The sequence below is a fragment of the Carnobacterium sp. FSL E2-0243 genome (genome assembly GCF_038003605.1).
Lineage (GTDB): Bacteria > Bacillota > Bacilli > Lactobacillales > Carnobacteriaceae > Carnobacterium > Carnobacterium maltaromaticum.
The window spans coordinates 3504641-3528999 of the sequence record NZ_JBBOPM010000001.1 but is presented as its reverse complement, the minus strand read 5'-3'; the positions used below and the strand labels follow the sequence as shown (position 1 = coordinate 3528999).

At 30.9% G+C, this 24359-nt stretch carries 25 protein-coding genes and 1 pseudogene; 23 read left to right on the top strand and 3 right to left on the bottom strand.

The window, feature by feature from the left end:
- Positions 1-46 precede the first annotated feature (46 nt).
- The 6 genes from MHI00_RS16475 to MHI00_RS16450 all read left to right on the top strand — a co-directional run bounded on the left by MHI00_RS16475 (position 47) and on the right by MHI00_RS16450 (position 6628).
- Positions 47-256, top strand: coding sequence for a hypothetical protein (locus MHI00_RS16475; RefSeq protein ID WP_041555078.1), 210 nt, complete (start codon positions 47-49; stop codon positions 254-256).
- Positions 257-542: 286 nt separating this feature from the next.
- On the top strand, positions 543-1430 hold the full coding sequence (locus tag MHI00_RS16470) for a helix-turn-helix domain-containing protein (protein WP_341115007.1): 888 nt from the start codon (positions 543-545) through the stop codon (positions 1428-1430).
- A 191-nt stretch (positions 1431-1621) separates the two neighbouring features.
- Positions 1622-2308, top strand: coding sequence for a hypothetical protein (locus MHI00_RS16465; protein WP_341115006.1), 687 nt, complete (start codon positions 1622-1624; stop codon positions 2306-2308).
- A gap of 264 nt (positions 2309-2572) precedes the next feature.
- On the top strand, positions 2573-3946 hold the full coding sequence (locus tag MHI00_RS16460) for a MucBP domain-containing protein (protein WP_341115004.1): 1374 nt from the start codon (positions 2573-2575) through the stop codon (positions 3944-3946).
- Between the two features lie 1124 nt (positions 3947-5070).
- Entirely contained in the window at positions 5071-5754 is a 684-nt protein-coding gene (locus MHI00_RS16455; RefSeq protein ID WP_341115001.1) for a metal-binding protein ZinT, read from the top strand.
- A 316-nt stretch (positions 5755-6070) separates the two neighbouring features.
- On the top strand, positions 6071-6628 hold the full coding sequence (locus MHI00_RS16450; protein ID WP_057000837.1) for a GNAT family N-acetyltransferase: 558 nt from the start codon (positions 6071-6073) through the stop codon (positions 6626-6628).
- 290 nt (positions 6629-6918) lie between these two features.
- On the opposite strand, the gene MHI00_RS16445 is transcribed toward MHI00_RS16450, so the two are convergent.
- Positions 6919-7296 carry a PTS sugar transporter subunit IIB gene (locus MHI00_RS16445; protein ID WP_341115247.1) on the bottom strand — a complete coding sequence of 126 codons (378 nt, stop codon included), beginning with the start codon at positions 7294-7296 and terminating at the stop codon, positions 6919-6921.
- A 108-nt stretch (positions 7297-7404) separates the two neighbouring features.
- Positions 7405-7470: pseudogene (locus MHI00_RS17750) on the bottom strand (helix-turn-helix domain-containing protein); the annotation flags it as partial.
- A gap of 318 nt (positions 7471-7788) precedes the next feature.
- Between MHI00_RS17750 and dhaK the strand changes: the two are divergent.
- The 15 genes from dhaK (at position 7789) to MHI00_RS16365 (ending at position 20977) form a co-directional block, all read left to right on the top strand.
- Positions 7789-8778: a dihydroxyacetone kinase subunit DhaK gene (gene dhaK / locus MHI00_RS16435; RefSeq protein WP_015077922.1), complete on the top strand. Its 990-nt coding sequence runs from the start codon at positions 7789-7791 to the stop codon at positions 8776-8778.
- Between the two features lie 26 nt (positions 8779-8804).
- Positions 8805-9389 (top strand): dihydroxyacetone kinase subunit DhaL, encoded by a 585-nt coding sequence (gene dhaL, locus MHI00_RS16430; protein WP_187958067.1) that lies wholly within the window; start codon positions 8805-8807, stop codon positions 9387-9389.
- Positions 9382-9753 (top strand): dihydroxyacetone kinase phosphoryl donor subunit DhaM, encoded by a 372-nt coding sequence (gene dhaM / locus MHI00_RS16425; protein ID WP_010052274.1) that lies wholly within the window; start codon positions 9382-9384, stop codon positions 9751-9753. Before dhaL ends, dhaM begins: the two co-directional genes overlap by 8 nt.
- Positions 9754-9850: 97 nt before the next feature.
- Positions 9851-10984: a glycerol dehydrogenase gene (locus MHI00_RS16420; RefSeq protein ID WP_015077920.1), complete on the top strand. Its 1134-nt coding sequence runs from the start codon at positions 9851-9853 to the stop codon at positions 10982-10984.
- 132 nt (positions 10985-11116) lie between these two features.
- Positions 11117-11860 carry a TspO/MBR family protein gene (locus MHI00_RS16415; protein ID WP_015077919.1) on the top strand — a complete coding sequence of 248 codons (744 nt, stop codon included), beginning with the start codon at positions 11117-11119 and terminating at the stop codon, positions 11858-11860.
- A 101-nt stretch (positions 11861-11961) separates the two neighbouring features.
- Positions 11962-12951, top strand: coding sequence for a DhaKLM operon coactivator DhaQ (gene dhaQ / locus MHI00_RS16410; protein ID WP_135057657.1), 990 nt, complete (start codon positions 11962-11964; stop codon positions 12949-12951).
- A 793-nt stretch (positions 12952-13744) separates the two neighbouring features.
- Positions 13745-13954 carry an acyl carrier protein gene (locus tag MHI00_RS16405; RefSeq protein ID WP_041555074.1) on the top strand — a complete coding sequence of 70 codons (210 nt, stop codon included), beginning with the start codon at positions 13745-13747 and terminating at the stop codon, positions 13952-13954.
- Positions 13955-14101: 147 nt separating this feature from the next.
- On the top strand, positions 14102-15850 hold the full coding sequence (locus MHI00_RS16400; protein WP_341114990.1) for a S8/S53 family peptidase: 1749 nt from the start codon (positions 14102-14104) through the stop codon (positions 15848-15850).
- A gap of 30 nt (positions 15851-15880) precedes the next feature.
- The gene (locus tag MHI00_RS16395) at positions 15881-16606 is read left to right on the top strand and encodes an ABC transporter ATP-binding protein (RefSeq protein ID WP_341114988.1); all 726 of its coding nucleotides are present in this window, start codon (positions 15881-15883) and stop codon (positions 16604-16606) included.
- Positions 16606-17391 (top strand): hypothetical protein, encoded by a 786-nt coding sequence (locus MHI00_RS16390; protein ID WP_341114986.1) that lies wholly within the window; start codon positions 16606-16608, stop codon positions 17389-17391. The genes MHI00_RS16395 and MHI00_RS16390 overlap by 1 nt, the downstream gene beginning before the upstream one ends.
- Positions 17369-18232, top strand: a complete 864-nt coding sequence (locus tag MHI00_RS16385; RefSeq protein WP_015077912.1) for a hypothetical protein — start codon at positions 17369-17371, stop codon at positions 18230-18232. The genes MHI00_RS16390 and MHI00_RS16385 overlap by 23 nt, the downstream gene beginning before the upstream one ends.
- Positions 18233-18244: 12 nt before the next feature.
- A complete protein-coding gene (locus MHI00_RS16380) occupies positions 18245-19600 on the top strand; it encodes an ANL family adenylate-forming protein (protein ID WP_341114983.1) in 1356 nt (451 codons plus the stop codon).
- Positions 19587-19847: a phosphopantetheine-binding protein gene (locus tag MHI00_RS16375; RefSeq protein WP_341114981.1), complete on the top strand. Its 261-nt coding sequence runs from the start codon at positions 19587-19589 to the stop codon at positions 19845-19847. Before MHI00_RS16380 ends, MHI00_RS16375 begins: the two co-directional genes overlap by 14 nt.
- A gap of 254 nt (positions 19848-20101) precedes the next feature.
- The gene (locus MHI00_RS16370; RefSeq protein WP_341114978.1) at positions 20102-20575 is read left to right on the top strand and encodes a hypothetical protein; all 474 of its coding nucleotides are present in this window, start codon (positions 20102-20104) and stop codon (positions 20573-20575) included.
- A gap of 18 nt (positions 20576-20593) precedes the next feature.
- The gene (locus MHI00_RS16365) at positions 20594-20977 is read left to right on the top strand and encodes a hypothetical protein (protein WP_041555071.1); all 384 of its coding nucleotides are present in this window, start codon (positions 20594-20596) and stop codon (positions 20975-20977) included.
- Positions 20978-21060: 83 nt separating this feature from the next.
- On the opposite strand, the gene dhaS is transcribed toward MHI00_RS16365, so the two are convergent.
- Positions 21061-21627, bottom strand: a complete 567-nt coding sequence (gene dhaS, locus MHI00_RS16360) for a dihydroxyacetone kinase transcriptional activator DhaS (RefSeq protein ID WP_341114974.1) — start codon at positions 21625-21627, stop codon at positions 21061-21063.
- A gap of 164 nt (positions 21628-21791) precedes the next feature.
- Here dhaS and MHI00_RS16355 point away from each other — a divergent pair, with 164 nt between their 5' ends.
- Both MHI00_RS16355 and treP read left to right on the top strand, forming a co-directional pair.
- A complete protein-coding gene (locus MHI00_RS16355) occupies positions 21792-22655 on the top strand; it encodes a hypothetical protein (RefSeq protein WP_341114971.1) in 864 nt (287 codons plus the stop codon).
- A gap of 201 nt (positions 22656-22856) precedes the next feature.
- Positions 22857-24299: a PTS system trehalose-specific EIIBC component gene (gene treP, locus MHI00_RS16350; RefSeq protein ID WP_010052265.1), complete on the top strand. Its 1443-nt coding sequence runs from the start codon at positions 22857-22859 to the stop codon at positions 24297-24299.
- Positions 24300-24359: the final 60 nt, after the last annotated feature.

Here is a 24359-nt window from a genome sequence, read left to right as displayed (position 1 = left end):
AAACATTTTAATATATTAATAAATTAACTATACAGGAGGAAATTGAATGATGCAAGTAAGCCTATTAACTCATGAATGGTGCCAGGATAGTGGGCTTTCAGTTTCACAAGCTAAAAAAAATTTAAAAGATGCTTTTACGAGTCATGCTGGTAAGAAATTGCAGACAGATATGGGGACGTTAGTAACTAGTGTAGCGGATTCCGTAGAAGATATGAAAACATTTAAACAATCATTTAAAGCTTCAAATTGGATATGAAACGTACTAAAATAAACCCGTCACTTTTAAAATAAGAGACGGGTTTGTAAACAATAATCAAGGAATGCGTTTTCTTTTCAATTAGGTTAATGGTGTTGAATTATCCATAAGGAATATTTCCGTATGGAGAAAAACCTGTTAAATCTGGAGATAGGTTGATCATATCGTCAATGGTCATGCAAGTGGCCTCCTTTTTTAAAGATAACTATTTATTACTATATTAATCATAACGGTTAGGGTACAATTAATCAATACTATTTAATCTTAGAAGAGAGGGAGCTTAACGATGAAAACATTAGGGGACGTCATAAAAGAAAAGCGTTTAGCAAAAGGACTCAAACAAGGTGAGTTAGCTGAAGGGATTTGTACGCAAGCTACTATCAGTAATTTAGAGAACAAGTCAGGGATGCCGAATTTGCCAATATTAATAGCCATTGCGAACAGACTTGATATTGAATTTAGTGAAATATCTGATTACACGTTAATGAATTCTAACTACAATTCAGCTATCTTTAACCAAGTAAAACTGTTATGTGCAACGTATAAACATAAAGAGGCACATGATTTATTAGTAAAAGAAATAGATGTAAAAAAATTAGAAAAAAGCTATGAAATTAAGAAGTATCACTATTACTTAGGACTGACGGAGTTAATTGCCAATAAAAATTTTACTGAAGCTCACTACTACTTTAATTTGGTATTGTCTGATAAATCTGAATCACACATAGAGTTGATTGACGTTTTAGCAACCAATGGTGTTGGAATTGCGTACGTACTTAATTTTGATTTGAATAAAGCATTGACTTACTATGAAAAAGCACTTAGTCAGTTAGAGGAATTGATAGAAAATCTTGGCGAAATAAAGGATAGTGTTGATATCACTAGTGTTTATTTTAATAGTGCTAAATTTTATTCTCAAATTGAACATTATGAGAAGGCGGTTGATCTCTGTAATTTAGGCATTGCGCTACAACAAATGAATCATACAAATTTCGAGTTAGATCGTTTGTTTTATGAAAAAGCATTTAACCTGGCAAAACTAGGAAAAATGAAAGAAGCAGAAGAATTTTACTTCCATGCAGCGTCAGTTGCGATTTTAAACAAAAATAAAATTGTTACTGAAGCAATAGCACTGGATATGTCTGAGTTCAAAATAAATAGGTATTACTATTGACAAAAAATAAAATCAAATAATCCAGTGTATTCATTTAGAGTCTAATTCCTAGAGATAATTTGTATCGATAAAACGTATTAAAGTTTTTAGTACAGTGTTTATAGCCTTAATATATGAATGGACAGTAAAGATATAAATTATCATGTATGATATGGACTGCAAGTGAAATTTATTTAAGGGAGAGAGTGACTATGGATATACAAGAAATTAATAAAATAGTAGAAAAAATACAAGAGCAAACAAAACTAGCATTAATATATTCTCCACATATTACTGAAACTGCAGAACAATTTCAAAGAGACATGTCACAATATATTGAGTTTATGAGTGATCATAAAAATAAGCAAGTATTGCAAGAATATGATGGAATTCGAGAAGAGAAATATCCATTAGATGTAATTTGTAATGAGCTATTTATGAAGATAAGAAATGTTGATGATAACATATTGCTAGTTGATAATTCTATGATTAATTCAAAAGAACATCAGAATATTTGGAACAGTGCAGAACTGGGGAATTTACGAGATTCGTTACATCAATTAACTAGTTCAAATCTTTTAAAAGTATTTCCAGTTCTACGACTTCTTAAAGGGCATAACAAAACTTTGATAGTTATGGGACCAAACGGAAGTGGGAAAACTTCGTTTGCTAATTATTTAAGAAATGAAAGTGATTTTGTGAAAGTAATTCCTGCAAATAAACCAATAACTGTAGATGGAAATGCACAGTATAACTTCACTTCAACTATAGAAAATTATAACAAGGAACTATACGGAGATAAACAAAACTATAATTATTTAGCATCAAAAAACGGACTATTACAGAAATTAATAGTTGGAATATGCAACGAGCATGACGATATTGCTTGCCACCATTAAAGTACGCCATAATAAAATTACTAGTAACAGTAAAAAAAGTGTAGTCAAAACTTATAATTACTTGTATTCCTGTTTCTCCTTGTTGTTGTTATTTTAAAAGATGAATAAAACGTGTTTAATCGTTATTTTAAAAGATAAATTAAACATTTTTAATTGTTTTTTTAGCTATACAAAAATAGGTATATACCAATAATAATTAAAATGATTGTAAGGTTAAAGGGTTAACTGTGTTATAATAAAAAATATAAAAAAAGGAGATGTGTTATGAAAAAATTAGTTATGTTTTTTGCTCTAATTGTTATAATTGGGAATGCTATGACAATTAAAGTTAGTGCTGCTGAGAACGAATCGAAAGTTTTTACTGAATCTGTTCTATTTGATAGTCTATCACAATCGGAAAAAGAATCTATTATTAAAGAGCAACCTAATGTTCCTATTTTGTATAATCAAGAAAATTTTAAGTTAGTTTATAAAAAAATTACACAGGGTTCTTTAGTAACCAAAACTATTAATCCGACTAAAGTAGGTAATGATAGCAATAAAATTATGACTAAATCAGAAGGTAGTTTACCGCAGGCTGGAGAATTAAAAATAAATTCACTATTGTTTTTAATAGGTGCCTTATTTATAATAGTTGCTACTAGTTTAATGATTTGGAAAAGAAAGCAGATTAAAACGGTACTTCTATTTTTAATTTTAGTCGGAGGAGTGGGCTTCTCTTCGACAGTAGACGCGTCAGGTGACATGTTGCCTGATTCTAGTATGCAGCTACTTTCAAAGGGGAATTCTACTTATACAATAAATACAAGTATAGATGGCTATGAATACATCGGTTACATTCATACGAACTCTGGTGAACTACCGATTGCACAAAAAGGACAAGTAGTTGTTAAACATCAAGATAAAGATGGACAAAGACTTTCAGAGGACGACGTATTATCAGGCGCATCTGGAGAAAGTTATAACTTAGAACCAAAAACAATTGATGGTTACACTTTTAAGGAAGTACAAGGGAATACCAATGGTACTTTTACAAATAATTACCAAACCATAATTTTCGTTTATGAAAAAAATATCCAAATTAGTTTTGTTACTGGAATTTATACGGATAAAGATGGACAAAAACTTTCAGAGGACGATGTGTTATCAGGTGCAGTTGGAGAAAGTTATCATTTAGAACCAAAAGAATTTACTGGATATACACTAAAAGAAGTACTTGGTGATGAAATGGGTACATTTTCAAAAGAAAGTGCCGCTGTTATTTTTGTATATAGTAAGGATACTATAGAAGGAACTATTGACCTAGAGCAATCAGGTTTTATTAATGCAACTGACAGAGGGTTCATTAAACCAAACTTTTATAAGGTAACTTACTATGATATTGATGGAAATGTTCTGAAAACTGATGTAATTAACGAAGATACTGTTATTGAAAATCAGCAAGTTAATGTTGCTGTGGGAGAATCATACACAGTATATTCTAGAGTAACATATGAGTGCTACTCGATAGAAAATGGAGATCGATTGAGTTGGGGGGATTACGAGTTAGTTGCGGATAATCCTTCATTAACTACGGGAATAATGAAAGAGACGCAACTAAAAATCAAGTACACTTTTTATGATTTGTCCAACCCGTAAAGAAAATAAAAAATAAATAGTGTGCAACTTTTGTTGATTTAGTAAACAATAGAAGTTGCACATTTTTTGATATTATTTCCAAATATGAATATGTGTAATAGAAATAAAATCATGCAAACATTTCTATACAGTTATCTAAATATACAATCGATTGAAAAAAATTTTTATTTTTCATTTTCTGTTAGGAGGTTACCTGAATAAATAATTACCGTAAAGTAAGGTATAAAAATAATCAATTCTATGGTGAAAAACTAGTATTGGTAAAAAATATTTTTTATGAAATAAAAATAGATTATATTCATTCTCGTTTTTTTGTAGTAAATATGAATAACGAAATTATATATTTAGATTGTTTCTGCGAAAAAGCAATTGTAAAAACATCTGAAGATAATAATGAGTTAGTCAATTTTTCTATTCTAAATACACTATATGATTAAAGAACTTAAATTAAGTTTTAGTTGTGTGAAAAATAGAATAGACAACTACAAAATTTTGATAGGAAGATTACGATGAATGAGGAATGCGATAGAACTAGATTAAAAAATATGAAAAAATCCAATAATATATTGTTTTGTGAGTTACCATCAAAGTAAGCAAAAATATAATTACTATAACTAATAAAAGGTGGGTAGTCAATAACTTATAAGTTTTTGACTACTCTTTTTTTGATTGATTTAATTGGAATAAGGGATAATCAAATACTGTAGTTTGATTATTTATGAAAAATGCTATTTTTTTAGATTGTACTGTCAAAATTTATAATTATTGATAGTGTGTTTTACAGTATGTTAAAAAGGGTTGTGAGACGTTCGTATCTTACTTTTAAAAATAACGTGGTCGTTTTTTACTATCTTTTTGATACATAAAACGTTTAGTTTATTTAAATTTATTTTTATCGACAGTATGAAGTTAAAAATAAATTGGGGTAGTAAGTGTTTACTTTTATAAACTATACTGACTATTCGTAGCGATTTGAACACCTACCATAACCAATAGCAAAAATTCCTAGAGTAATAACTAAAATAGCTGGTCCACCAGTTATTTTTTTAATTTAGATATTGACAAATTAAATTGACTATGAGAACATTAAAACGTAATTATTACGATTTAAGAAGGAGTGTATTATGAATAAGTTTATCTTAACTACCATATTTTTTTCTTTAGTGTTATTTACTACGGCCTGTAGTACAAATAAAACAAATGAGGCACCTGTAGATTCTAGCCAAAGCCAAAGCAATGAGTCTGTCGAGCATGAACATAGTCATGAACAGACAAAAGCTAGTCAAGGTATTTTTGAGGATAGTGAAGTTAAAGATAGAGAGCTATCTGATTGGGAAGGATCTTGGAAATCAATTTATCCCTATTTGGTTGACGGGTCACTTGATGAAGTTTTTGAGAAAAAGGCTAAAGATGGGGACAAAACATTTGAAGAATACAAAGAATATTATAGGGAAGGGTATCAAACCGATATTGACTCTATTGATATCAATAAAGGGATTATTTCTTTTCATATGAATGATAAATGGGAAACAGCAGAGTATAACTATGACGGTTATGAGATTTTAACCTATGAATCTGGAAAAAAAGGAGTTCGTTACTTGTTTAGTTCAGTGGAAAATAATAGTAAGGCTCCAAAATTTATTCAATTTAGCGATCATATTATTGAACCTCAAAAAAGCGGTCATTATCATATTTATATGGGAAATGAAAGTCATAAAGAATTACTATCAGAAATGACCAACTGGCCAACTTATTTTCCAGAAAGTATGTCGAAAAAAGATATTATTCATGACATGCTATATCATTAAATATGAAAAAGTGATAAGTAAAGTTAATTAAAAGAACAAAAATCAAATGTAAATGAACGTAAAAGTCTTTAGTGAGCAACTTGCTTGCTGAAGCTTTTATTTTAGTTACTATAACACGTCTTAGTTCACACTCAACTTGTTTTTAAGCGCTTTTTGGAAAAAGTTTAAATTGAGTGAATGACAATAAAAAACAGTAGTCCAAAACTTATAAGTATGTTACTGTCATTCAGAAGAGTATTAATGAATGTTGAGAATCAATATTATAAATAGTTATTTAAAAAAATTTCATCAAAAATAATTAGAAAGTGTGAAATGAATGTTTATAAAAGATAGTATATCTAACATAAGTTTAAGGAGTATAGAAACAAAAGACATTTTTGATTTATGGAAGATGGCATACGATGGAGATTTAGAATGGACAAAGTGGAATGGGCCTTACTTTAATAATCCAATTCTTACGTTTGAAGAATTTAAAAAAGTTGCTGAAGAAAACTATTTAAATAATCCTTATAGAGCAGTTATTGTTTATGAAAATAAAGTCGTTGGTCAAGTTTCTGCTTTTTGGGAAGATGGAGAATTAAAAAATTGGTTAGAATTTGGTATTTTGCTGTATGACCAAAATACTTGGAGTAAGGGAATAGGTTCTATAGTAACTAAATTATGGATTACACATTTATTTGAGATTACGCCTCATATTCATAGAATTGGTTTTACTACATGGTCTGGGAATAAAGGCATGATGAAAGTCGGCGAAAAGATAGGTATGACGAAAGAGGCGCAAATTAGAAAAGTTAGATATTATCAAAAAAAATACTATGACTCAATAAAATATGGAGTATTACGTAACGAATGGTTATTGCTGCAAGAATCATGAATTTCAGGAAATCGTAGCGGCATTTAATCTGATTTTGTAACAAACACCTCATCTGAATTCAGATGAGGTGTTTGTTTATGTGCATATGAATGAACTATCAGAAATGAAGGCGATTGAAAACAAGATGGCAGTGGTACAGAATGAGAATCTTATTGATTCTCACAAGGAGTTGGTAAACAATCAGGTTATGGCAAAGGACGCAGAAGAAACATGTATAAAATTAGTTCAATTCAGGTCCTTTTTGTGCAAAAGTGAGTTTTATCTCAGTCTCATCTAGAAAGATTCTATAGTTATCCCAATAAATCAATTATTTTATTGGACAGCTCTTCAACATTTAACATCCCGTAATCTTTTTTTGAAATAACTAATATAGGTGTTCCAGGGAATTTTTTTTCTAATTCATCTTTAGCATATCCAAATGTGGGCACCAATAATAGAACATCAGCTTGTGCACCATATTGATCTACTTTATCTGAGCTATAGGTTTTAACAGTAATATTTTCATTACTTTTTTTTAAAAGTAATTCTAGTTTACTAGTTAAAAATTGAGTCTGGATTTGACCTTCATCTGAAATTAAACTAAAAACAATATCAAAAATCAGTACTTTTTTTTCATTCTCCGTATTCTCAAAATCCTCACGTTGGTTTTTTTTCGTTACTTTTTCCATTTTCTTATTCCCCTTTATTTTAGAAATAAAAGAACCAAAAAAATTTTCGTTTTTGTTCCCTAAAATATCATCAACAGAAATATTGAAATACTTACTCAGAGTGACAAGCATTTGTATATCAGGATTACTTTCATTTCTCTCCCATTTTGAGATTGCTTGTGGAGTAACATTCAAAATTTTTGCTAAATCTTTTTGAGTTAACTTTTTTGATAATCTTAATTCTTTAATTTTTTTCCTATTTCTAACATTAGTGTACCTCCTCGAATAGCGTTTTATCAATGAACTGTTTGTTGAATATGGATAAATCTAATTCAACCACTGGTTGTATTGCGTTTATATAGAGTATAACTCATTTGTCCATTTTCTACGAGTTAGCTAAATGTATTTTTTTTGTGAGCCCGGACAGATTTTAAATTTTGTCCGTTTAAAAGAAAGCGGTTTCGTTGTATAGTTGTTTTAGAGATAAAAGTAAATTGAAGGGTGGAATTGAAAATGAAAAAAATTATAAATCAGCCAGAAGCTGTAGTAGAAGAAATGTTGCAAGGACTTGTATATGCTCACGGAGATAGTATTAAACGTCTTCCTGAAAGCGGTGTTATTACGAAAAAAAATAAAGTAAATGGGCAAGTTGGGTTAGTAAGTGGTGGCGGAAGTGGGCATGAACCAGCTCATGCCGGTTTTGTTGGGCAGGGAATGTTATCAGCGGCTGTTTGTGGTCCGGTGTTTACTTCTCCAACTCCAGATCAAATTTTAGCAGCTATTCAGGAAGTTGATTCGGGTGCAGGTGTCTTTTTAATTATTAAAAATTATTCTGGCGATGTGATGAATTTTGATATGGCGAAAGAATTAGCTGAAATGGAAGACATTAAAGTTGATTTTATTGTAGTGGATGATGATATTGCAGTTGAAGATAGTACCTATACAGCTGGTAAAAGAGGTGTGGCTGGAACGGTTCTTGTGCATAAGATTTTAGGTGCAGCTGCGGATCAAGGAGCAACTTTAACTGAAATCAAAGAACTAGCTGAAAAAATTGTACCTGCAATTAAAACGTTAGGTGTGGCACTGTCTGGCGCAACGGCACCGGAAGTTGGAAAACCAGGTTTTGTCTTGGCTGATAATGAAATCGAATTTGGTGTTGGTATTCATGGAGAACCAGGGTATCGTAAAGAAAAAATCGCTCCATCAAAAGAATTAGCGCAAGAAATTGTATCAAAATTAAAATTAGCTTTTGATTGGAAATCTGGTGAGCGTTATGGGTTACTAGTTAATGGTTTAGGAAGTACGCCTTTGATGGAACAATACATCTTTACAAATGATGTTGGCTTGCTTTTAGAAGAAGAGGGTCTGGTTGTTGAGTTTAAAAAGGTTGGCGACTATATGACTGCGATTGATATGGCAGGTTTATCCTTAACTTTAATTAAGTTAGAGGAAAATGAATGGCTAGATCACTTAAATTACGAGACAAAAACAATTGCTTGGTAAATCTAAATAGATAGGGAGAGATTTAAATGAATGTTGAAAATATCATCAAATGGTTGGACCTTTTTACGGAAAAGGTTAACGAAAATAAAGACTATTTAAGTGAATTGGATAGCGCAATTGGAGATGGTGACCATGGTATGAATATGGCGCGTGGCACAACAGCTGTCAAAGAGGCACTGGATGCTAAAAAGCCAACAACTGTGGTGGATATTTTTAAATTAACAGGAATGACTTTGGTGAGCAAAGTTGGTGGAGCTTCAGGACCTTTATATGGTTCAGCTTTTATTGGGATGGCGAAGGAAGCTAGCGCGACTGATGATTTAGGTCAAATCTTACAAGCTGGCTTAGATAGTATTGAAAAACGTGGTAAAGCTGTTGCTGGGGAAAAAACGATGATTGATACGTGGGTTCCCGTTATTGAAGCCATTAAAACAAACGAGCTAACTACGGAAGTGATTGACTCTGCTGTAAATGCAACGAAGGATATGAAAGCTACAAAGGGACGAGCTTCGTATTTAGGTGAACGTTCTATTGGGCATATCGATCCAGGTGCAGCTTCAAGTGGTTATTTATTTGAGACAATGATGGAGGCAGGTGTTTGTAATGAGTAAATTAGGCGTTGTTGTTGTATCTCATGTTCCGGCAATTGCGGAAGGCGTGGTCACACTAATGAAAGAAGTCGCGAAAGATGTTTCGATTACGTTTGCTGGCGGAACGGATGATAATGAAGTCGGTACAAGCTTTGCAAAAATTGAAGCAGCTTTTGAAGAAAATACAGGTGAGACATTATTGGCCTTTTATGATTTAGGTAGTGCCAAGATGAATTTAGAAATGGTGATGGAGTTAACAGACAAAGAGGTTCATTTATATGATACTGCGTTTATTGAAAGCAGTTATACTGCAGCAGCATTGATTCAAGCGGGTGCAGAGTTAGATGCTATTGAAGAGCAATTAGCACCTATGAAGGTCAAATAAGGGAAATTTTAGACAGTTTTAACTTGTGTAAGGCTGTCTAATTTAGATAGTAATGTAAACGCTAAAAAAACACTAAAATTAAACGGAGGTTATTGGAATGAGAAAAGCATTTATTGCACCATCAAAGTATGTACAAGGTGAAGGCGAATTACTGAATTTAGGTTATTTTGTGAAAACATTTGGAAAGTCAGCTTTATTAATTGCCCATAAGGATGATATCGGTCGTGTTCAAAGTCAGTTGGATCAAACAGCAGAAAAATTTGGGATTGAATTTATTTCTAGTAATTTTAATGGTGAGTGTTCTAGGGAGGAAGTTGCTCGTCTTCAAGAGTTTGCTAAAGGACATAACTGTGATTGCGTGATTGGTTTAGGTGGAGGTAAGGCAATTGATACTGCTAAATGTGTAGCGGCAGGTGAAGCATTAATTATAGTGCCAACAATTGCAGCAACAGATGCTCCAACAAGTCATTCAGCTGTGTTATATACGCCAGAGGGTGAATTTGATGATTATGCCTACTTTAAACAAAGTCCAAGTGTTGTTTTAGTTGATACGAAGATTATTGCTCAAGCGCCAACTCGCTTTTTAGTTTCCGGAATGGGCGATGCTTTATCGACTTATTTCGAAGCACGAGCTACAGCAAATTCATTTTCAAATGTGAATGCGGGTTTACCTTGTGGAGCTAATTCAGGAGAATGTCCACCAGCTAAAGGCACAAATGCTGCTTATGGGATGGCAAAATTATGTTACACAATGTTATTAGAAAATGGTTTAAATGCGAAAATAGCTTGTGATAATAATTTGGTAACTCCGGCTTTAGAAAATATTGTTGAAACGAATATTTTATTATCGGGACTTGGATTTGAAAGTGCTGGTTTAGCTGCTATTCATGCGGTTCATGATGGATTAACAGCGCTAGAAGGCACACATCATTATTTCCATGGTGAAAAAGTAGCGTTTAGTGCAATTGTTCAATTAGTTTTAGAAAATGCGCCGACTGAAGAGTTATATGAAGTCTTAGATTTCTCATTATCAATTGGTTTGCCTGTTTGTTTAGCTGATATCGGAGTAGAATCTATTTCCTATGAAGAAGCGTTAGCAGTTGCAGAAAAAGCGTGTATTCCAGAAGAATCGATTCATTCAATGCCGTTCCCAATTACAGTTGAAGCTGTGGCTTCTGCATTATTGGCAGCTGATAAAATTGGTGCTAATTATAAAGCCAATTTAGTTTAAGAGACAGAATCAATTATGAGGCTTGGATAACTTTATCCAGCCTCATTTTTCTATACAGAAGGGTTATGAATCCCTTATTTTTTATTTTCACGTTATACTAAGATAAATAAAGAATAGAAAAGGGGAATTAATGTGGAAAATAAAAGTCGGAAGTTTAGTTTACAAGTGATTATGTATCTTTCTTTTTTTGCTATGGTCGCCGTTAATGCACTAGCCAATATTTTGCCATTTAATGGAATGAATACAGGTGAAATTTCAAATCTGTATAATGTATTATTTACTCCAGCAGGGTATGTGTTTAGTATTTGGGGCGTAATTTACATTGCTGTTTTTATTTGGCTGGTAAATCTATCTCTGAATAAGGAACCGATTAGAAAAATTTCAGCTAGTTTATTTATTTTAAGTTGTTTATTAAACGGTAGTTGGATCTTTTTTTGGCATTATCAATTTGTAGGAACGTCTGTTTTTGTGATTACTGCATTGTTTATAACATTACTGCTACTGTATTTATATGAGCGAGGACAAAAAGGACTTGTTTGGCCTTTTTCAATTTATTTAGGTTGGGTAACGGTAGCGACGCTGGCAAATATTAGTTATTATTTAGTAGCAGAGCAGCAAATATCGATGAGTAGTCAAGCGGTATCGGCTAGTTTATTCCTTCTTTTAGGGCTAGTTATAGGGGCGCTGATGTTATGGATTTATCAAGACCGAATCTTTAATTTAGTCTTTATCTGGGCTTACCTAGGAATCTTTTTCAGGGACTATGATTCAAGTCGCCTTGTTTCGTTGATTGCGTTATTTTCGGGTATTGGCCTAATTTTGTTAATTGGAATTAGTTTTTTAAAACGAGGAAAAAATCTAAGTAAGATTAAATAAAATTCATTCAAAACCTTTGATTTGTGATAAGATAAGAAGTAGAAAATGCCGCTTATTGAAAGCCTAAATGTTGAAAGGGCTAAGTAGAATTGAGGAATAAAATGAAAAAGATCATGAATCATCCAGATAAAATTGTAAGCCAAATGTTAAGTGGTTTGTTATATGCCAATAGTGATAAGTTAACTGGTATTAAAGGAACTGGGGTCATTTACCGCCAGACTAAGAGTGAAAATAAGGTTGCTGTAGTCAGTGGTGGTGGGAGTGGTCATGAGCCAGCTCATACTGGATTTGTAGGAACGGGTATGCTAGCTGCGTGTATTTGTGGACCTATTTTTGTACCGCCAACGGCAGAGGAAATCTTAGCGGGTATTAAGGTTGCAGATCAAGGAGCCGGAGTATTTTTAGTGATTAAGAATTTTGAAAAAGATGTAGCTAGTTTTCTAAAAGCAAAAGAGTTGGCTGAAGCAGACGGCTATCAAGTCAGTTATGTAATTGTTAATGATGACTGTTCGATTGAAGAAAATAGTTTTAAAAAGCGTCGTCGAGGTGTTGCTGGAACGATACTTGTTCAAAAAATTGTTGCTGCAGCTGCAGAGGAAGGCTATTCTTTAGAACAATTAACAGAACTAGCGACAAAAGTTGTTCGATCTATGAACACATTAGGTTTAGCTTTATCACCATCGGTTGTTCCGGGGGAAGATCAAGCGCAATTTCAGTTGGCTGAAAATGAAATTTCTTTTGGGATCGGTATTCATGGCGAACCAGGCTATCGAACGGAAATTCTGCATTCATCAGAACGTTTAGCAATTGAATTGGTGAATAAATTGAAAAGTCAGTTTCATTGGAAAAAAGGCGAAAAGTTTGCCATGATGATCAATGGTTTGGGCGGCACACCTTTAATGGAATTGTTTGTTTTTAGTAATGATGTCCGGCGTTTATTAGAATTGGAAGGCCTTCAAGTTGAGTTTAAAAAGGTTGGGGATTTTGTAACATCTAACGATATGTCTGGACTATCCTTGACGTTTCTCCGTTTAGAGGATGAAAAGTGGTTAGAGTGGCTAAAAGTACCTGTTGATACGTATGCTTGGTGAGGTGAAATTTAGGTAGATCAGCATGATTTTATGTGAAATCAGGCTGATGTGTTAGAAGAAATAGTTTTTTTGTAGTATACTGAATATGAAAAGAGAGACATGCTTTGAACATGCCCCTCTAGTATTGGGTTTAGATTTACTAGGCTCAATGATTCTAGTTTTATATTTTAACTATAACCACATCTTGCCTCTACAGCATGAGATGTGGTCTTTTTTTACTCTTCTGGTTTACGTAGCTCAATTGCTAGCTAGATATTCATTTATGATTCATGAGGAAAGCAGGCTCTCTAAGCTTGCTTTTTTATTTGCATAAATGGCATTCAACTCAAGGTTTAAAGCGTTCAATAATGGTTGAAAAAGATTCTTCTAAAAGCAATTGGATGTTTTGGGATAATATTCTTATGAATGTATAGGCATAAAAAGTACGTTATATTTCAATTTAATTTAAGTTATTAATATCATGTGTAGGTTGGTGAAAAAATATTGTGAAAAAAACAGTGTTAGCATCATAATATTGACGGTTCATATTATAAAAAAGTAATTATATATGGTATTATTCTAGAAATATTATTTTTTTATTATGTAGCATATAACAGATTTTAATTATAGTTTAGAGGAGGAGGGGTTATGTTTTCATCGTTCTATGTATTCATTTAATTAATAAGTGCATGTTATGAAATTTTGAAAGCGTTGACTTTTCATAGATAATGCTATATTGTAAGGTAAATATAATGTGTATAAAATTAAAAATAAAGGAGGAGGATAAATCATAATTTATAATAAAGATATTGGAATGAGATTAATAAAAATTCTTAAAGAACTTTGTATTATTGTAGATATGAATGAAGATGTTATTACTTTAGATTCTCTTCAAATTGTCAATTTGATTATTTTGCTAGAAGAAGAATTTGAAATTAGTTTTAATCCTGAAGATTTTAAAATATCGTCTTTTAACACAATTAGTTCTTTAATTAATTTAATTAACAACAAGGGAGGTGAATAGATATGGAAAAAGTAGAATTGAAAAAACCTACTTATGTGGTAGGTAATGAAGAAGTTGTTTTGTACAAAGAAGAAATGATGTAAAAAAATTGGGAAGTAACAATATATTTTTACTTCCCATTTTTTTATAAACTTTAAGGAGTAACTAATGAAAACGATAGTGGCTGTGTTAGATACAGGATGTTCTTTGGAATATAAAGAAAAAAATGAAATATATAGGTATTCATTTGAACATGAAGTAAATGATGATAGTGTTGGGCATGGAACAGCTGTACTGAGTTTAATCGATCAAAGGGTAGAAAACTGTATTATTTACTCAATTTCATTTACAAATAATAAAAATATATCTGATAATTTTAAATTGGCAAGGGCCATACATTGGACAGTTGACAATGTAAAACCTGATGTTATAAATATTAGTTCAGGTGTTAAAACTGATTCTTACGAGTATTTAAAAAAAGCAGTTATTTATGCTAGAAGTAAGCAGGTTGTGGTTGTTTGTGCAGCAGAAAATTCAGGAAATATTTCTTATCCAGCGTACTATTCTGAAAGTATTTCTGTAATGTGGTCTGATGAATGTACTGGTGTTCATGAATTTAATTTTTTAGATAATCAATGGGTTAATATTTTAGGGTTTGGAGGTATACTTAAGGTTCCCTGGAAGAATATGAGTGTGAAAAATGTTTCTGGATCAAGTTTTTCTACTCCGTTAATAACTGCTCAGGTAGTGAAAATCATTCAAGAAAAAAAAACTAAAGATATTGATTTAATAAAAAAATATTTAAAAAAGAAATCTTTTGAAAATGTAAAAAATGATTACGAATATACAGATATTCTAAGTTTGAAAGAAAATATAAGTGAAATAAAAAAAGCTATAATATTTCCATTGAATAAAGAAATGACTTCAATATTAGGAAATCAAGACTTAATTAATTTTGAGATTGTTGGAATATTTGAGCCTCCCTTTAGCTTGAAAATTGGACGATACTTAGAAGAGATAATTTTTGGATTTAATTTTCGAAAACTAAAGGTTCAATCAATAATGGAATTAAATTGGGATGAAATTGAGTTTGACACTATAATAGTTGGGCATATAGAAAAAGTTAGTAGTATCTATAAAACTGATTTTTATAATTATATAAAAGAAAAATGTCTTTACCATAAGAAAAAAGTTTTTTTTCTAGATGAAATTCAAACTATGGTGCCAAAGCAATCTTTTGAAAATAAATCTAGCTTATCATTGTTCAGTTTTCAAACACCGTCTGTAGCTATTATAGGAACATCCCCACAACAGGGGAAATTAAATTTGCAGCATTCTTTGTATAGAGAACTACTAAATATAGGATACAGTATTGGAAGGGTAGGTACTGAGCCAACTTCATTACTATATGGTATGAATTTTATGTATCATTACGGATACTCTTCAAAAATTAATAGTAATTATAATGAAGAAATATTTTATATTAATCATGAGATGAAAATGTTAGATCAAAGAAATTTTGATTTGATTATTATTGGTACGCAGTCCCAATTAGTTCCTTACTCCTTTGGAAACTTAGGATTTTATCCCTTAAATACAACCAATTTACTGTTAGCTACTCAGCCAGACGCTTATATATTGAGTATAAACTTATTTGACTCTTTTTCATATATAGAAAGAACTATTAAGTATGTAGAATCATTTTTTTGTAGAAAAGTTATTACGATTTCAGTCTATCCTTTTTCTAGAGAGTTTAAATGGAATGTTTCTTTGAATTCTCCTAAAGAGCTTGATATAGTCAGCGTAGATAAGTTTAAAAATGAAGTAGAAAAAAAATTTGGAATTCCTACTTTTTTAAACGATTTGAGCAACAAAGGTGTTGTTAAAGCAATAATAGATAATTTTGAGAATTCTTGAACTGACTCAAATGAAATTAGGTGGAAATGTATGGTTAAAATAAATATTAGCAATTTAACAAAAGATTACAAAAAACAAAGAGTTATTGATAATTTGAATTTAAGAATCGATTTTGAAAAAAATAATATTTTAGGCGTCTTAGGTCCAAATGGTTCTCGAAAATCAACAATACTAAGACTATTAGCTGGTGTATTATTAAATACGGATGGAGTTATATCTCTAGAAAATCAAGATGACAACTATGTGAAATGGACTAAACAAAATTCGATATATGTTAGTTCTGGTGAACGTGGACTTATGAGTAAGTTAAATATAATTGATAATGCTATTTACTTTGGAGCGTTAAAAGGTATTTCAAAGGAAAAAATTTTAGATAATCTTTACAAATTAAGTGAAGAGTTTAATTTTATGGATTTAATTAATAAAAAATTTGATACTATGTCTACAGGACAAAGAAAAAAAGCACAATTATTATGTGCCTTGTCATTTGATATGAAACTTATTTTATTAGATGAACCATCTAATGGATTAGACTTAGATTCTCAAAAAGAATTAGAAGCAATTATACAATCTATCGGAAAAAAAGAGGAGACCCAAATAGTTATATCCTCACATGATATTAACTTATTAAGTGACATGTGTAATCAATATATATATATTCGAGAGGGAAAGTTAATTAAGAGCATTGAGAATAAAAAAAGTAACTCTCAATTGATAGATATGTATAATAATTATTTGAAAGAAGGTGAAATTTAATGGAGTGGTTAAGATTAGCAAAAATTCAGTTCATGTTAGAATGGAAAACTAAGATAGGTTACGGTATGTCAACTATAAGTGACATAATATTGTATATAATAACGTATTTAGTCGTTATGTTTGTTTATAATTCTAATGGCATGGCAGAGTTTTATAAAGTTGATGATAATTACTCTAGTGTTCTACTTTTAATTGGATTTATTTTTTGGAATGTAGGTTGTATTTCTTTGGATATGTCTTCTCAAACTATAGAGTCTGATTCAAAAGCAGGGATAATTGAAAATGAAATTCAGAGCAAATATTCTTTCCCTATAATTATTTGGATTAGAAGTTTATGCGTGACCTTATTTAGTTATATTTATCTGTTTGTTTTGGTAGTAGCAACAAATTTTTTTGTTGGACTTTCTTTATTTAATGTAATTGCATTAATTGTAAATCTACTGCTTGTAAGTTTTATCTCTAATATTGGTATGTTTGGAATTGGTCTTTTATTTGGTTCAGCTTCAATGAGATTCAAGCGAATTGGTCAATGGATTGTTATATTCCAAGCTCTTCTTTTATTTGTATCTAATATTGCAATGCCTATGACAAATATATTTCAAAAGATTGCTCCTTTTGGATTTGGAATTGAACTTTCTCGAAATATTTTTTTAGGCTTAAGTTTAGAACTAGAAACAATAATTCTTTATATTCTTATAAATAGCTTTTGGTTTATTCTAGGTTATTTCGCATTTAATTATTCTATTTTTCGGGAGAGAAAATATGGATCATTTGAGCAATTTTAAGCCTGTAGAAAGTATACACTGTTTAAGTAGTATTGTCATAAATATAATAGACAAAATCTATTATCAGGATTTTTTGAAAGAATTTCATTTAGTATACTCCCCTACTATGCTAAATATTAAGGCAAATCGCTTAAGTTTATATTTCGATACTGATATGAATGAAAATATCCAACGATGGTGTAAGGAGAATGGAACTCTTGAAAAAGTAGACTACTCTAATTTAAAAATAGATAATAATTATATTGTAAATATTCCTCAAAAATTTTTAAACTATGCTGAAGTATACAAACAATTTAGGCAATATGATATATGGCATTTTATTCAAATTAATTATAAAGAAATTGAATCTGAAATAACGGACTTATATATTCCTACGCAACCGATTAGTTCTTATTCAGGTAATTATTCTATTCCATTAAATAATGAAATAACTACAAAAATATTTGAGTTTAGTCCTAAAATTAATTTTGGAAAAATTAACCTTGATTTAGAGGTTGTGATAACAAATTATAAAGATGATTTTTTTTGGGATATTTTCTCAAGAATTATTTCAGAAATAAATAAGAATGAAGCTAGTAAAATAGCAATAAATATAAGTAGTAGTTCCATTTTAGCATCAAGAAAAGCATATACAGAGTTGTATTTAAACCAAAATAAAGAGAGTGAATTTATTGAAATAAAAAAAGCGTTAGAAAATTTCGAAAATTCTTTCCATTATTTGAGAATTTTACTGTATAAATATTCTTTAACCGGAGAAGAGTCTGAAAAAAAATCTATAAAAAAAGCAGTTAGATATGTAAAAAAAAATGAAAAGGTATGGATTAATAATTTCAAATTTTAAGGGAGGTATCTTATGGAGATAACATTTGACAATGAGATATATAATAACTCAACATTTGAGGAAGATATTTTTATTTTAGATGATTATTTTAAAGATATTAATAATGCTATTGTCTACGTTGATACACAAAACATACACATATTAATTACATCTATTTTTTCAATTTTAAAAAATAATGGGACGGTTTTATTGACAGGAATAAATGGTTTTAATGAAGAAGTGTTTAATGGAGAAAGTTTAGTTTTACTTAATGATGAAATTTTTTTTGAGAATAAGTATAAGTTGAGAAAAAAAATAAAAAAAGATATATCTAGCTACAGTATGAAAAATATATGGGATAGTTTAGATGATTATTCTAATCAAGTTGCTTTTATTGTTCAAACAAGTGGCTCTACAGCTGCTCCAAAATTAGTTCCTATTACAGTAACGCAAGTTAAACATAAAGTGAATTCACATATAAAGGAATATGATGTAGATTATAAGACTAAAGAATTACTTTGTTTTCCAATGAATTCGTTAACGTCTTTAATAATGCAAATTTTGCCAACATGTATTGGCAATGCAAGTTTAACATATTTGGGATCCAATTTTTCCCCATATAAAATTATTGAACATCTATATATGAACTACGATGTAACTGCGCTAACTCCTACAATGTTAAGTGTTATTAATTCATTAGGAATTAATTGGGGAAAAGTAAATATGAAATATATAGCAATAGGAGGGGAGAAAATTGATTTTTCTTTAATTGAAGAAATAAAAAGCACTTCAGGATTCCGTAGTGACTTATATCCTCTCTATGGAGCAACAGAAACGACTTCATCCATATGTGGAAAAGCTAATGATTACAATAGACCGAAGCGTTCGACAGGTAAGATAGTGGACTATATTGATGTGAAAATAAAAAATAAAATTAGTGGTAAAGAATATGGAGAAATATGGGTTAGGGGAATTAGTGTAATCACTACATATTTAGATTCAGGCAAGTGTGTAGATGACGAAGGATATTTTAATACTGGTGATATTGGTTACGTAGATGGCAATAACTATCTATATATTATTGGAAGGAGAAATAACGTAATAATAGCAGGTGGAGTTAATATTCACATTGAAGAGATAGAGGAAGTATTTCATAAACATGATTCAGTTTTATTAGCTACTGTAGAAAAAGTAGAAAGTGAAATAAAAGGTGAAGAGTTTATAGTGAAAGTTGTAATTAAAAAAGACAAAAAGTTCAATAAAATGAGTTTATATAAACATTGTAAAGATCATTTGAATATAAAAAAACTTCCAATAGATATTATAGAAGATAAAGAAGTAGATTTGATTTCAATGGGTAAAAGGAGGAGAAGCCATGCTTCTAAGTAATTATTTTTTAGAAAAAAAAATAGATAGACTATTATTAAAAACGTCAAAAATAGGTAAAATTAAAATAAGAGACGAGACTAAAATAAGGGATGATTTAGGAATTGATTCTTTGAGTTTTATTACACTTGTTATTGAGTTGGAGAAAAAATTTGATACCAAACTCTTAATTACAGAGAGTGATTTCTCTGAATCACTCTCTGTAATGAGAATAAAAGAGATTGTAAAACTCTCTATAAAAAATAAGTAGTAAACAATATTTTGAGTGTTTTGGGAGGACATCTATTAAGCAATATAAAAAAGACGATAAAGGAGACGAGGTGATATATATATGTTGAAATTTTTAGAAAAAATTGTAAAAAAAATGAATCAATCAGTTGAAGAGTTACAAATTATGAGTTGGTCAATGAATAAAGGAATTTCAAATAAATAAAGCTAGGATAGATGTCCTCCCAAAGCACTCAAAATTAGTTAAAAGTAGAAGTATAGGAGTTGTTAATAAAAATGGAAAAGGTATCATTTGTGATTCCGAAAAATGAAAATGAATATAAGTTTGTTGAAGAGTGTTTTTATAATGAGAGATTTATAAAATATATCCGTATTGGTTGGGAAGCAATGAAAGATGTACATCTTATCAAGATGGAAAATAAAAATATGGGTTTGATAGTTTTTAATATATATGAATCGGGGTCATTAAAAAAAGCTGAACCAATTATTTTTTTAATGAATTCAACTAAATACACTCAAAAAATATTTATAAACATTTTTTTTGATTTATTTAAGGTTAAAAAAATTGATGTACTTATTATAAAAGTGTATTCAATTAATTTTATAATGGAGAACTTGTTGAAGAGGTTCGAATTTAAATATTGTGGAAAAATAAAAAATATTCAAAAAGATATTGATGTATCATATTTTTATTGCGATCGAGTATTGCATGAATATATGGTTGGTTGTTATGATAATTATAAATACTAGTCTTTAGGAGAGATTGCTATGAGTATAAAAGTAAGAAAAGTTAACAGTATAGGTAGCGCAGACATTATATGGGAAAGCCCCTTTACATCCGATGAGTTTCAAGGAGTTTTTGTAGTACAAGTTGATGAGCAGCCCATAATTATAATACATGAAAATGAAATATCTAGTAATATTTCAATGCTGAAGATTAGAATAGTCACTTTGAAAAGTGTAGTAAAAGTGTGGAAATATTTTATTCATAGTAGGGAAGAAAAAAGATATTTAATTCATATTTTAGATAATGATTTTTTTGGTTTGGTTTTTTTAAGAATAATTGGATTTAAAAAAGTTGTCAAAATCCCAAAATATGTTCATCAAAAAAATAAAATAGTTGGCATGTACATATATGAAAAAAGTTTATAGCTTAATTTAAGGAATTATGTGGTTTTAATTTTTATTGAACTGATTTTGTTTAGTGTGTGATTCTTTATTTAAATATGGGCTTCTCAAGATTTAAAGCGTTCAATAATGGTTGAAAAAGATTCTTCTAAAAGCAATTGGATGTTTTGGGATAATAATTCAACAGGTGTTTTGCAGTCAGAAAAAAGCCATTCTTTCGTCATTCCTACGAAGGCGTGGGCATAAAACGTGCAAAAAAACTGAATGGATTCTTCAGGAATAACTACTTGTGCGTTGTTTTGCATATCGGTAACAACCGTTAAAATTAAACTTTTGGTATGTTCGAAAAAATAAAGATCAAAGGAATTTTGTTCCGTTACCTCTAAAGCATTGAGGTAAAATGTTTTATTTTCTTTTAAATAGTAAAAAAGCCGAGTAATAACTTTACTCCAGTGTTCATAATCTAAATAGTCTTCAATATTTTCTGAGGCTTCTTGGTTATAAATCCAAGCTAGCAATTCATATTTATCTTGAAAGTGGTAATAAAAAGTTTGGCGTCTAATATCGGCATGCCCCATGATATCCCGGATAGAAATTTTTTGAAACGGTGTGAGCTGCATAAGCTCTTTTAAGGAATGAGCAATCACCTTTTTTGTAATTAATGAATCATGCATGGGATTTTCCTCCGTTATTTTGACTTCACTTATTTCTATTATACATGGTTTGGACTAAATTAAAAAATTGAGTTTTGAATTGAGTTTTGAAAGCGTATTAATTGACTTGCTAAAAGATTGCCTATACCATTTAAATAACAATAAATAGAAAAGGAGTGAAGAAAATGATTCCTATGTCTAAAGGTATTTTTTTATTGGCATCCTTATTATTATTAGGTGGCTGTATGGAAGGTTCACCAGATTCGATGAAGAACAAAACTTCTGAAATAACGAATAATTCTTCTGAGAATAGTGTTTCTAAGTCAGATCAGTCTTCTGAATCATCAGAAAAAGCAGAAGATTCATCAGTAACTCCAGAAAATGGATTAACGATTGATCAAGTAATGGATACTGTTAAAAATCAGTTAGAAACTCAAGTGGTTATTCGTTTGCCTACAAGTATTCCTTTAAGTAATCCTAATTTACATGTATCGGCAGCAACGGTTTCTGACGCTACAAGTTATCATGTGATTTTTTTTGAAAGTAAAGAACCTATTCCCATCAATAATAATGCGTTGAACGATCCGAATCAAGCTAGCCAAATTGTAACAATTTCTGCTTTACGCTATCCGTCTGTTTCGGAAGCTAATGTGGCAGTGGGGTATCAAAAAGCTGATGCTGGTTACGAAAATGGCGCAAGTGGAATTGATCTAGGTCATGGTTTGACAGGCTATGAAAATGCAGGTGCAGGTTCGCAGTTTATCGGCTGGAATGAAGGCAATTGGTATCTTGATGTGCGTTCAAGTTTGGCTAATACTACTCAGCCAGGTCGTCAGATGGCTACTAAAATTGTTGAAAAATTGGAAAAGGAGTTATTACCAGCACCTAATAGTGTCGGGAAAATTCAAGCCGATGTGACAGACAACAAACCTAATCAAACCAGTATTGTTTGGCAAGAGGAAGACAGTGTATATACGATTGAAAGTTCAATTGATGTTTTGAGTACGATTGGAATTGCAACTAGTTTTGATGATGGAGCGACAGATTAAAAATAAATTGGGGCTAGAAGCGGATGATAAAGCTACTTCTAGCTCCAATTTTTATTTGGAATAAAATCAACTAAAAAATAAAAAGTAGTAAACCTAATGAAAAACGCTTGCATTTGTTAAAGAAAAGGTTTACAATTCATTTGTAAGTTATCTTGTATATACAAGTTGAATGTTTTGCTTATTAAGAGGAGGAGAAAAGAAATGGCAGACTACAAAAATGATGCACAGTTATTGCTAGAGGATATTGGAGGAAAAGACAATATTTCTGCAGTTACTCATTGTGCTACCAGAATGCGTTTCGTGTTAGTTGATCCAAAAGCAGCAGATAAAGAAAAGATTGAAAAAATTCCAGCTGTAAAGGGAACATTTACACAGGCTGGTCAATTCCAAGTTATTATTGGCAATGATGTGGCAACTTTTTATAATGAATTTGTAAAATTATCAGGAACAGAAGGTGTTTCAAAAGATGCCGTTAAATCTGTTGCGAAGCAAAATATGAATCCAGTTCAAAGAGCGATGGCTGTTTTAGCTGAAATATTTACCCCAATTATTCCCGCAATTATTGTAGGTGGTTTGATTTTAGGTTTCCGTAATGTTTTGGAAGGCGTTGAAATGGGCTTTTTGAATGGCCAAACAATTACTGAAGTCTCTGTTTTTTGGAGTGGTGTCAATGATTTCTTATGGTTAATTGGTGAAGCAATCTTCCACTTCTTACCAGTTGGAATTACATGGAGCATTGCCAAGAAAATGGGTACAACGCAAATATTAGGAATTGTTTTAGGGATTACTTTAGTCTCTCCACAATTATTAAATGCGTATTCTGTGGCTTCAACAAAAGCAGCAGAAATTCCGTTTTGGGATTTTGGTTTCTTTACAATTGATAAAATTGGTTACCAAGCCCAAGTTATTCCAGCAATGCTAGCAGGATTTATGTTAGCATATCTAGAAATTTGGCTTCGTAAGTTTATTCCACAATCAATTTCAATGATTTTTGTTCCATTCTTTTCACTAATACCGACTGTAATTGCTGCTAATATGATTTTAGGTCCAATTGGTTGGTGGGTCGGTGATAAAGTTTCAATGATCGTAAATGCTGGGTTAACAAGTAGTGTGAACTGGTTGTTCGGTGCTTTGTTTGGTTTCTTATACGCCCCGCTAGTTATTACAGGACTGCATCATATGAGTAATGCGATTGATTTCCAATTAGTTGCTGATTTTGGTGGTACGAATCTATGGCCAATGATTGCTTTATCAAATATTGCGCAAGGTTCAGCTGTATTAGCGATTATTTTCCTACACCGTGGCAACAAAGAAGAGGAGCAAATCTCGATTCCTGCAGCGATTTCTTGTTATCTAGGTGTAACTGAACCGGCGATGTTTGGGATTAATTTGAAGTATGTTTATCCCTTTATCGCGGCCATGATTGGTTCAGCGATTGCTGGTTTGGTTTCAACCATTTTCAATGTCACTGCGAATACAGTTGGTGTCGGAGGTTTACCAGGTATCTTATCCATTCAACCACCTTACTGGGGCGTATTCCTAGTTTGTATGTTGATTACGATCGTCGTACCTTTTGGGCTAACCGTTCTCTTCCGTAAATATGGTATTTTTAATCAGTTAGATCCGATTGATGAATCTGTTTAATCAAATAGTTAAAAGTAATGTAAAAAGTTAATTTACGTGCTTTATACCAGTTCACTAGGA

Excerpts from the sequence above, each read along its gene's own strand:
- MHI00_RS16475 (WP_041555078.1), top strand. The coding sequence starts at position 47 with ATGATGCAAGTAAGCCTATTAACTCATGAATGGTGCCAGGATAGTGGG.
- MHI00_RS16470 (WP_341115007.1), top strand. The coding sequence starts at position 543 with ATGAAAACATTAGGGGACGTCATAAAAGAAAAGCGTTTAGCAAAAGGA.
- MHI00_RS16465 (WP_341115006.1), top strand. The coding sequence starts at position 1,622 with ATGGATATACAAGAAATTAATAAAATAGTAGAAAAAATACAAGAGCAA.
- MHI00_RS16460 (WP_341115004.1), top strand. The coding sequence starts at position 2,573 with ATGAAAAAATTAGTTATGTTTTTTGCTCTAATTGTTATAATTGGGAAT.
- MHI00_RS16455 (WP_341115001.1), top strand. The coding sequence starts at position 5,071 with ATGAATAAGTTTATCTTAACTACCATATTTTTTTCTTTAGTGTTATTT.
- MHI00_RS16450 (WP_057000837.1), top strand. The coding sequence starts at position 6,071 with ATGTTTATAAAAGATAGTATATCTAACATAAGTTTAAGGAGTATAGAA.
- MHI00_RS16445 (WP_341115247.1), bottom strand. The coding sequence starts at position 7,296 with ATGGAAAAAGTAACGAAAAAAAACCAACGTGAGGATTTTGAGAATACG.
- dhaK (WP_015077922.1), top strand. The coding sequence starts at position 7,789 with ATGAAAAAAATTATAAATCAGCCAGAAGCTGTAGTAGAAGAAATGTTG.
- dhaL (WP_187958067.1), top strand. The coding sequence starts at position 8,805 with ATGAATGTTGAAAATATCATCAAATGGTTGGACCTTTTTACGGAAAAG.
- dhaM (WP_010052274.1), top strand. The coding sequence starts at position 9,382 with ATGAGTAAATTAGGCGTTGTTGTTGTATCTCATGTTCCGGCAATTGCG.
- MHI00_RS16420 (WP_015077920.1), top strand. The coding sequence starts at position 9,851 with ATGAGAAAAGCATTTATTGCACCATCAAAGTATGTACAAGGTGAAGGC.
- dhaQ (WP_135057657.1), top strand. The coding sequence starts at position 11,962 with ATGAAAAAGATCATGAATCATCCAGATAAAATTGTAAGCCAAATGTTA.
- MHI00_RS16405 (WP_041555074.1), top strand. The coding sequence starts at position 13,745 with ATGAGATTAATAAAAATTCTTAAAGAACTTTGTATTATTGTAGATATG.
- MHI00_RS16400 (WP_341114990.1), top strand. The coding sequence starts at position 14,102 with ATGAAAACGATAGTGGCTGTGTTAGATACAGGATGTTCTTTGGAATAT.
- MHI00_RS16395 (WP_341114988.1), top strand. The coding sequence starts at position 15,881 with ATGGTTAAAATAAATATTAGCAATTTAACAAAAGATTACAAAAAACAA.
- MHI00_RS16390 (WP_341114986.1), top strand. The coding sequence starts at position 16,606 with ATGGAGTGGTTAAGATTAGCAAAAATTCAGTTCATGTTAGAATGGAAA.
- MHI00_RS16385 (WP_015077912.1), top strand. The coding sequence starts at position 17,369 with ATGGATCATTTGAGCAATTTTAAGCCTGTAGAAAGTATACACTGTTTA.
- MHI00_RS16380 (WP_341114983.1), top strand. The coding sequence starts at position 18,245 with ATGGAGATAACATTTGACAATGAGATATATAATAACTCAACATTTGAG.
- MHI00_RS16375 (WP_341114981.1), top strand. The coding sequence starts at position 19,587 with ATGCTTCTAAGTAATTATTTTTTAGAAAAAAAAATAGATAGACTATTA.
- MHI00_RS16370 (WP_341114978.1), top strand. The coding sequence starts at position 20,102 with ATGGAAAAGGTATCATTTGTGATTCCGAAAAATGAAAATGAATATAAG.
- MHI00_RS16365 (WP_041555071.1), top strand. The coding sequence starts at position 20,594 with ATGAGTATAAAAGTAAGAAAAGTTAACAGTATAGGTAGCGCAGACATT.
- dhaS (WP_341114974.1), bottom strand. The coding sequence starts at position 21,627 with ATGCATGATTCATTAATTACAAAAAAGGTGATTGCTCATTCCTTAAAA.
- MHI00_RS16355 (WP_341114971.1), top strand. The coding sequence starts at position 21,792 with ATGATTCCTATGTCTAAAGGTATTTTTTTATTGGCATCCTTATTATTA.
- treP (WP_010052265.1), top strand. The coding sequence starts at position 22,857 with ATGGCAGACTACAAAAATGATGCACAGTTATTGCTAGAGGATATTGGA.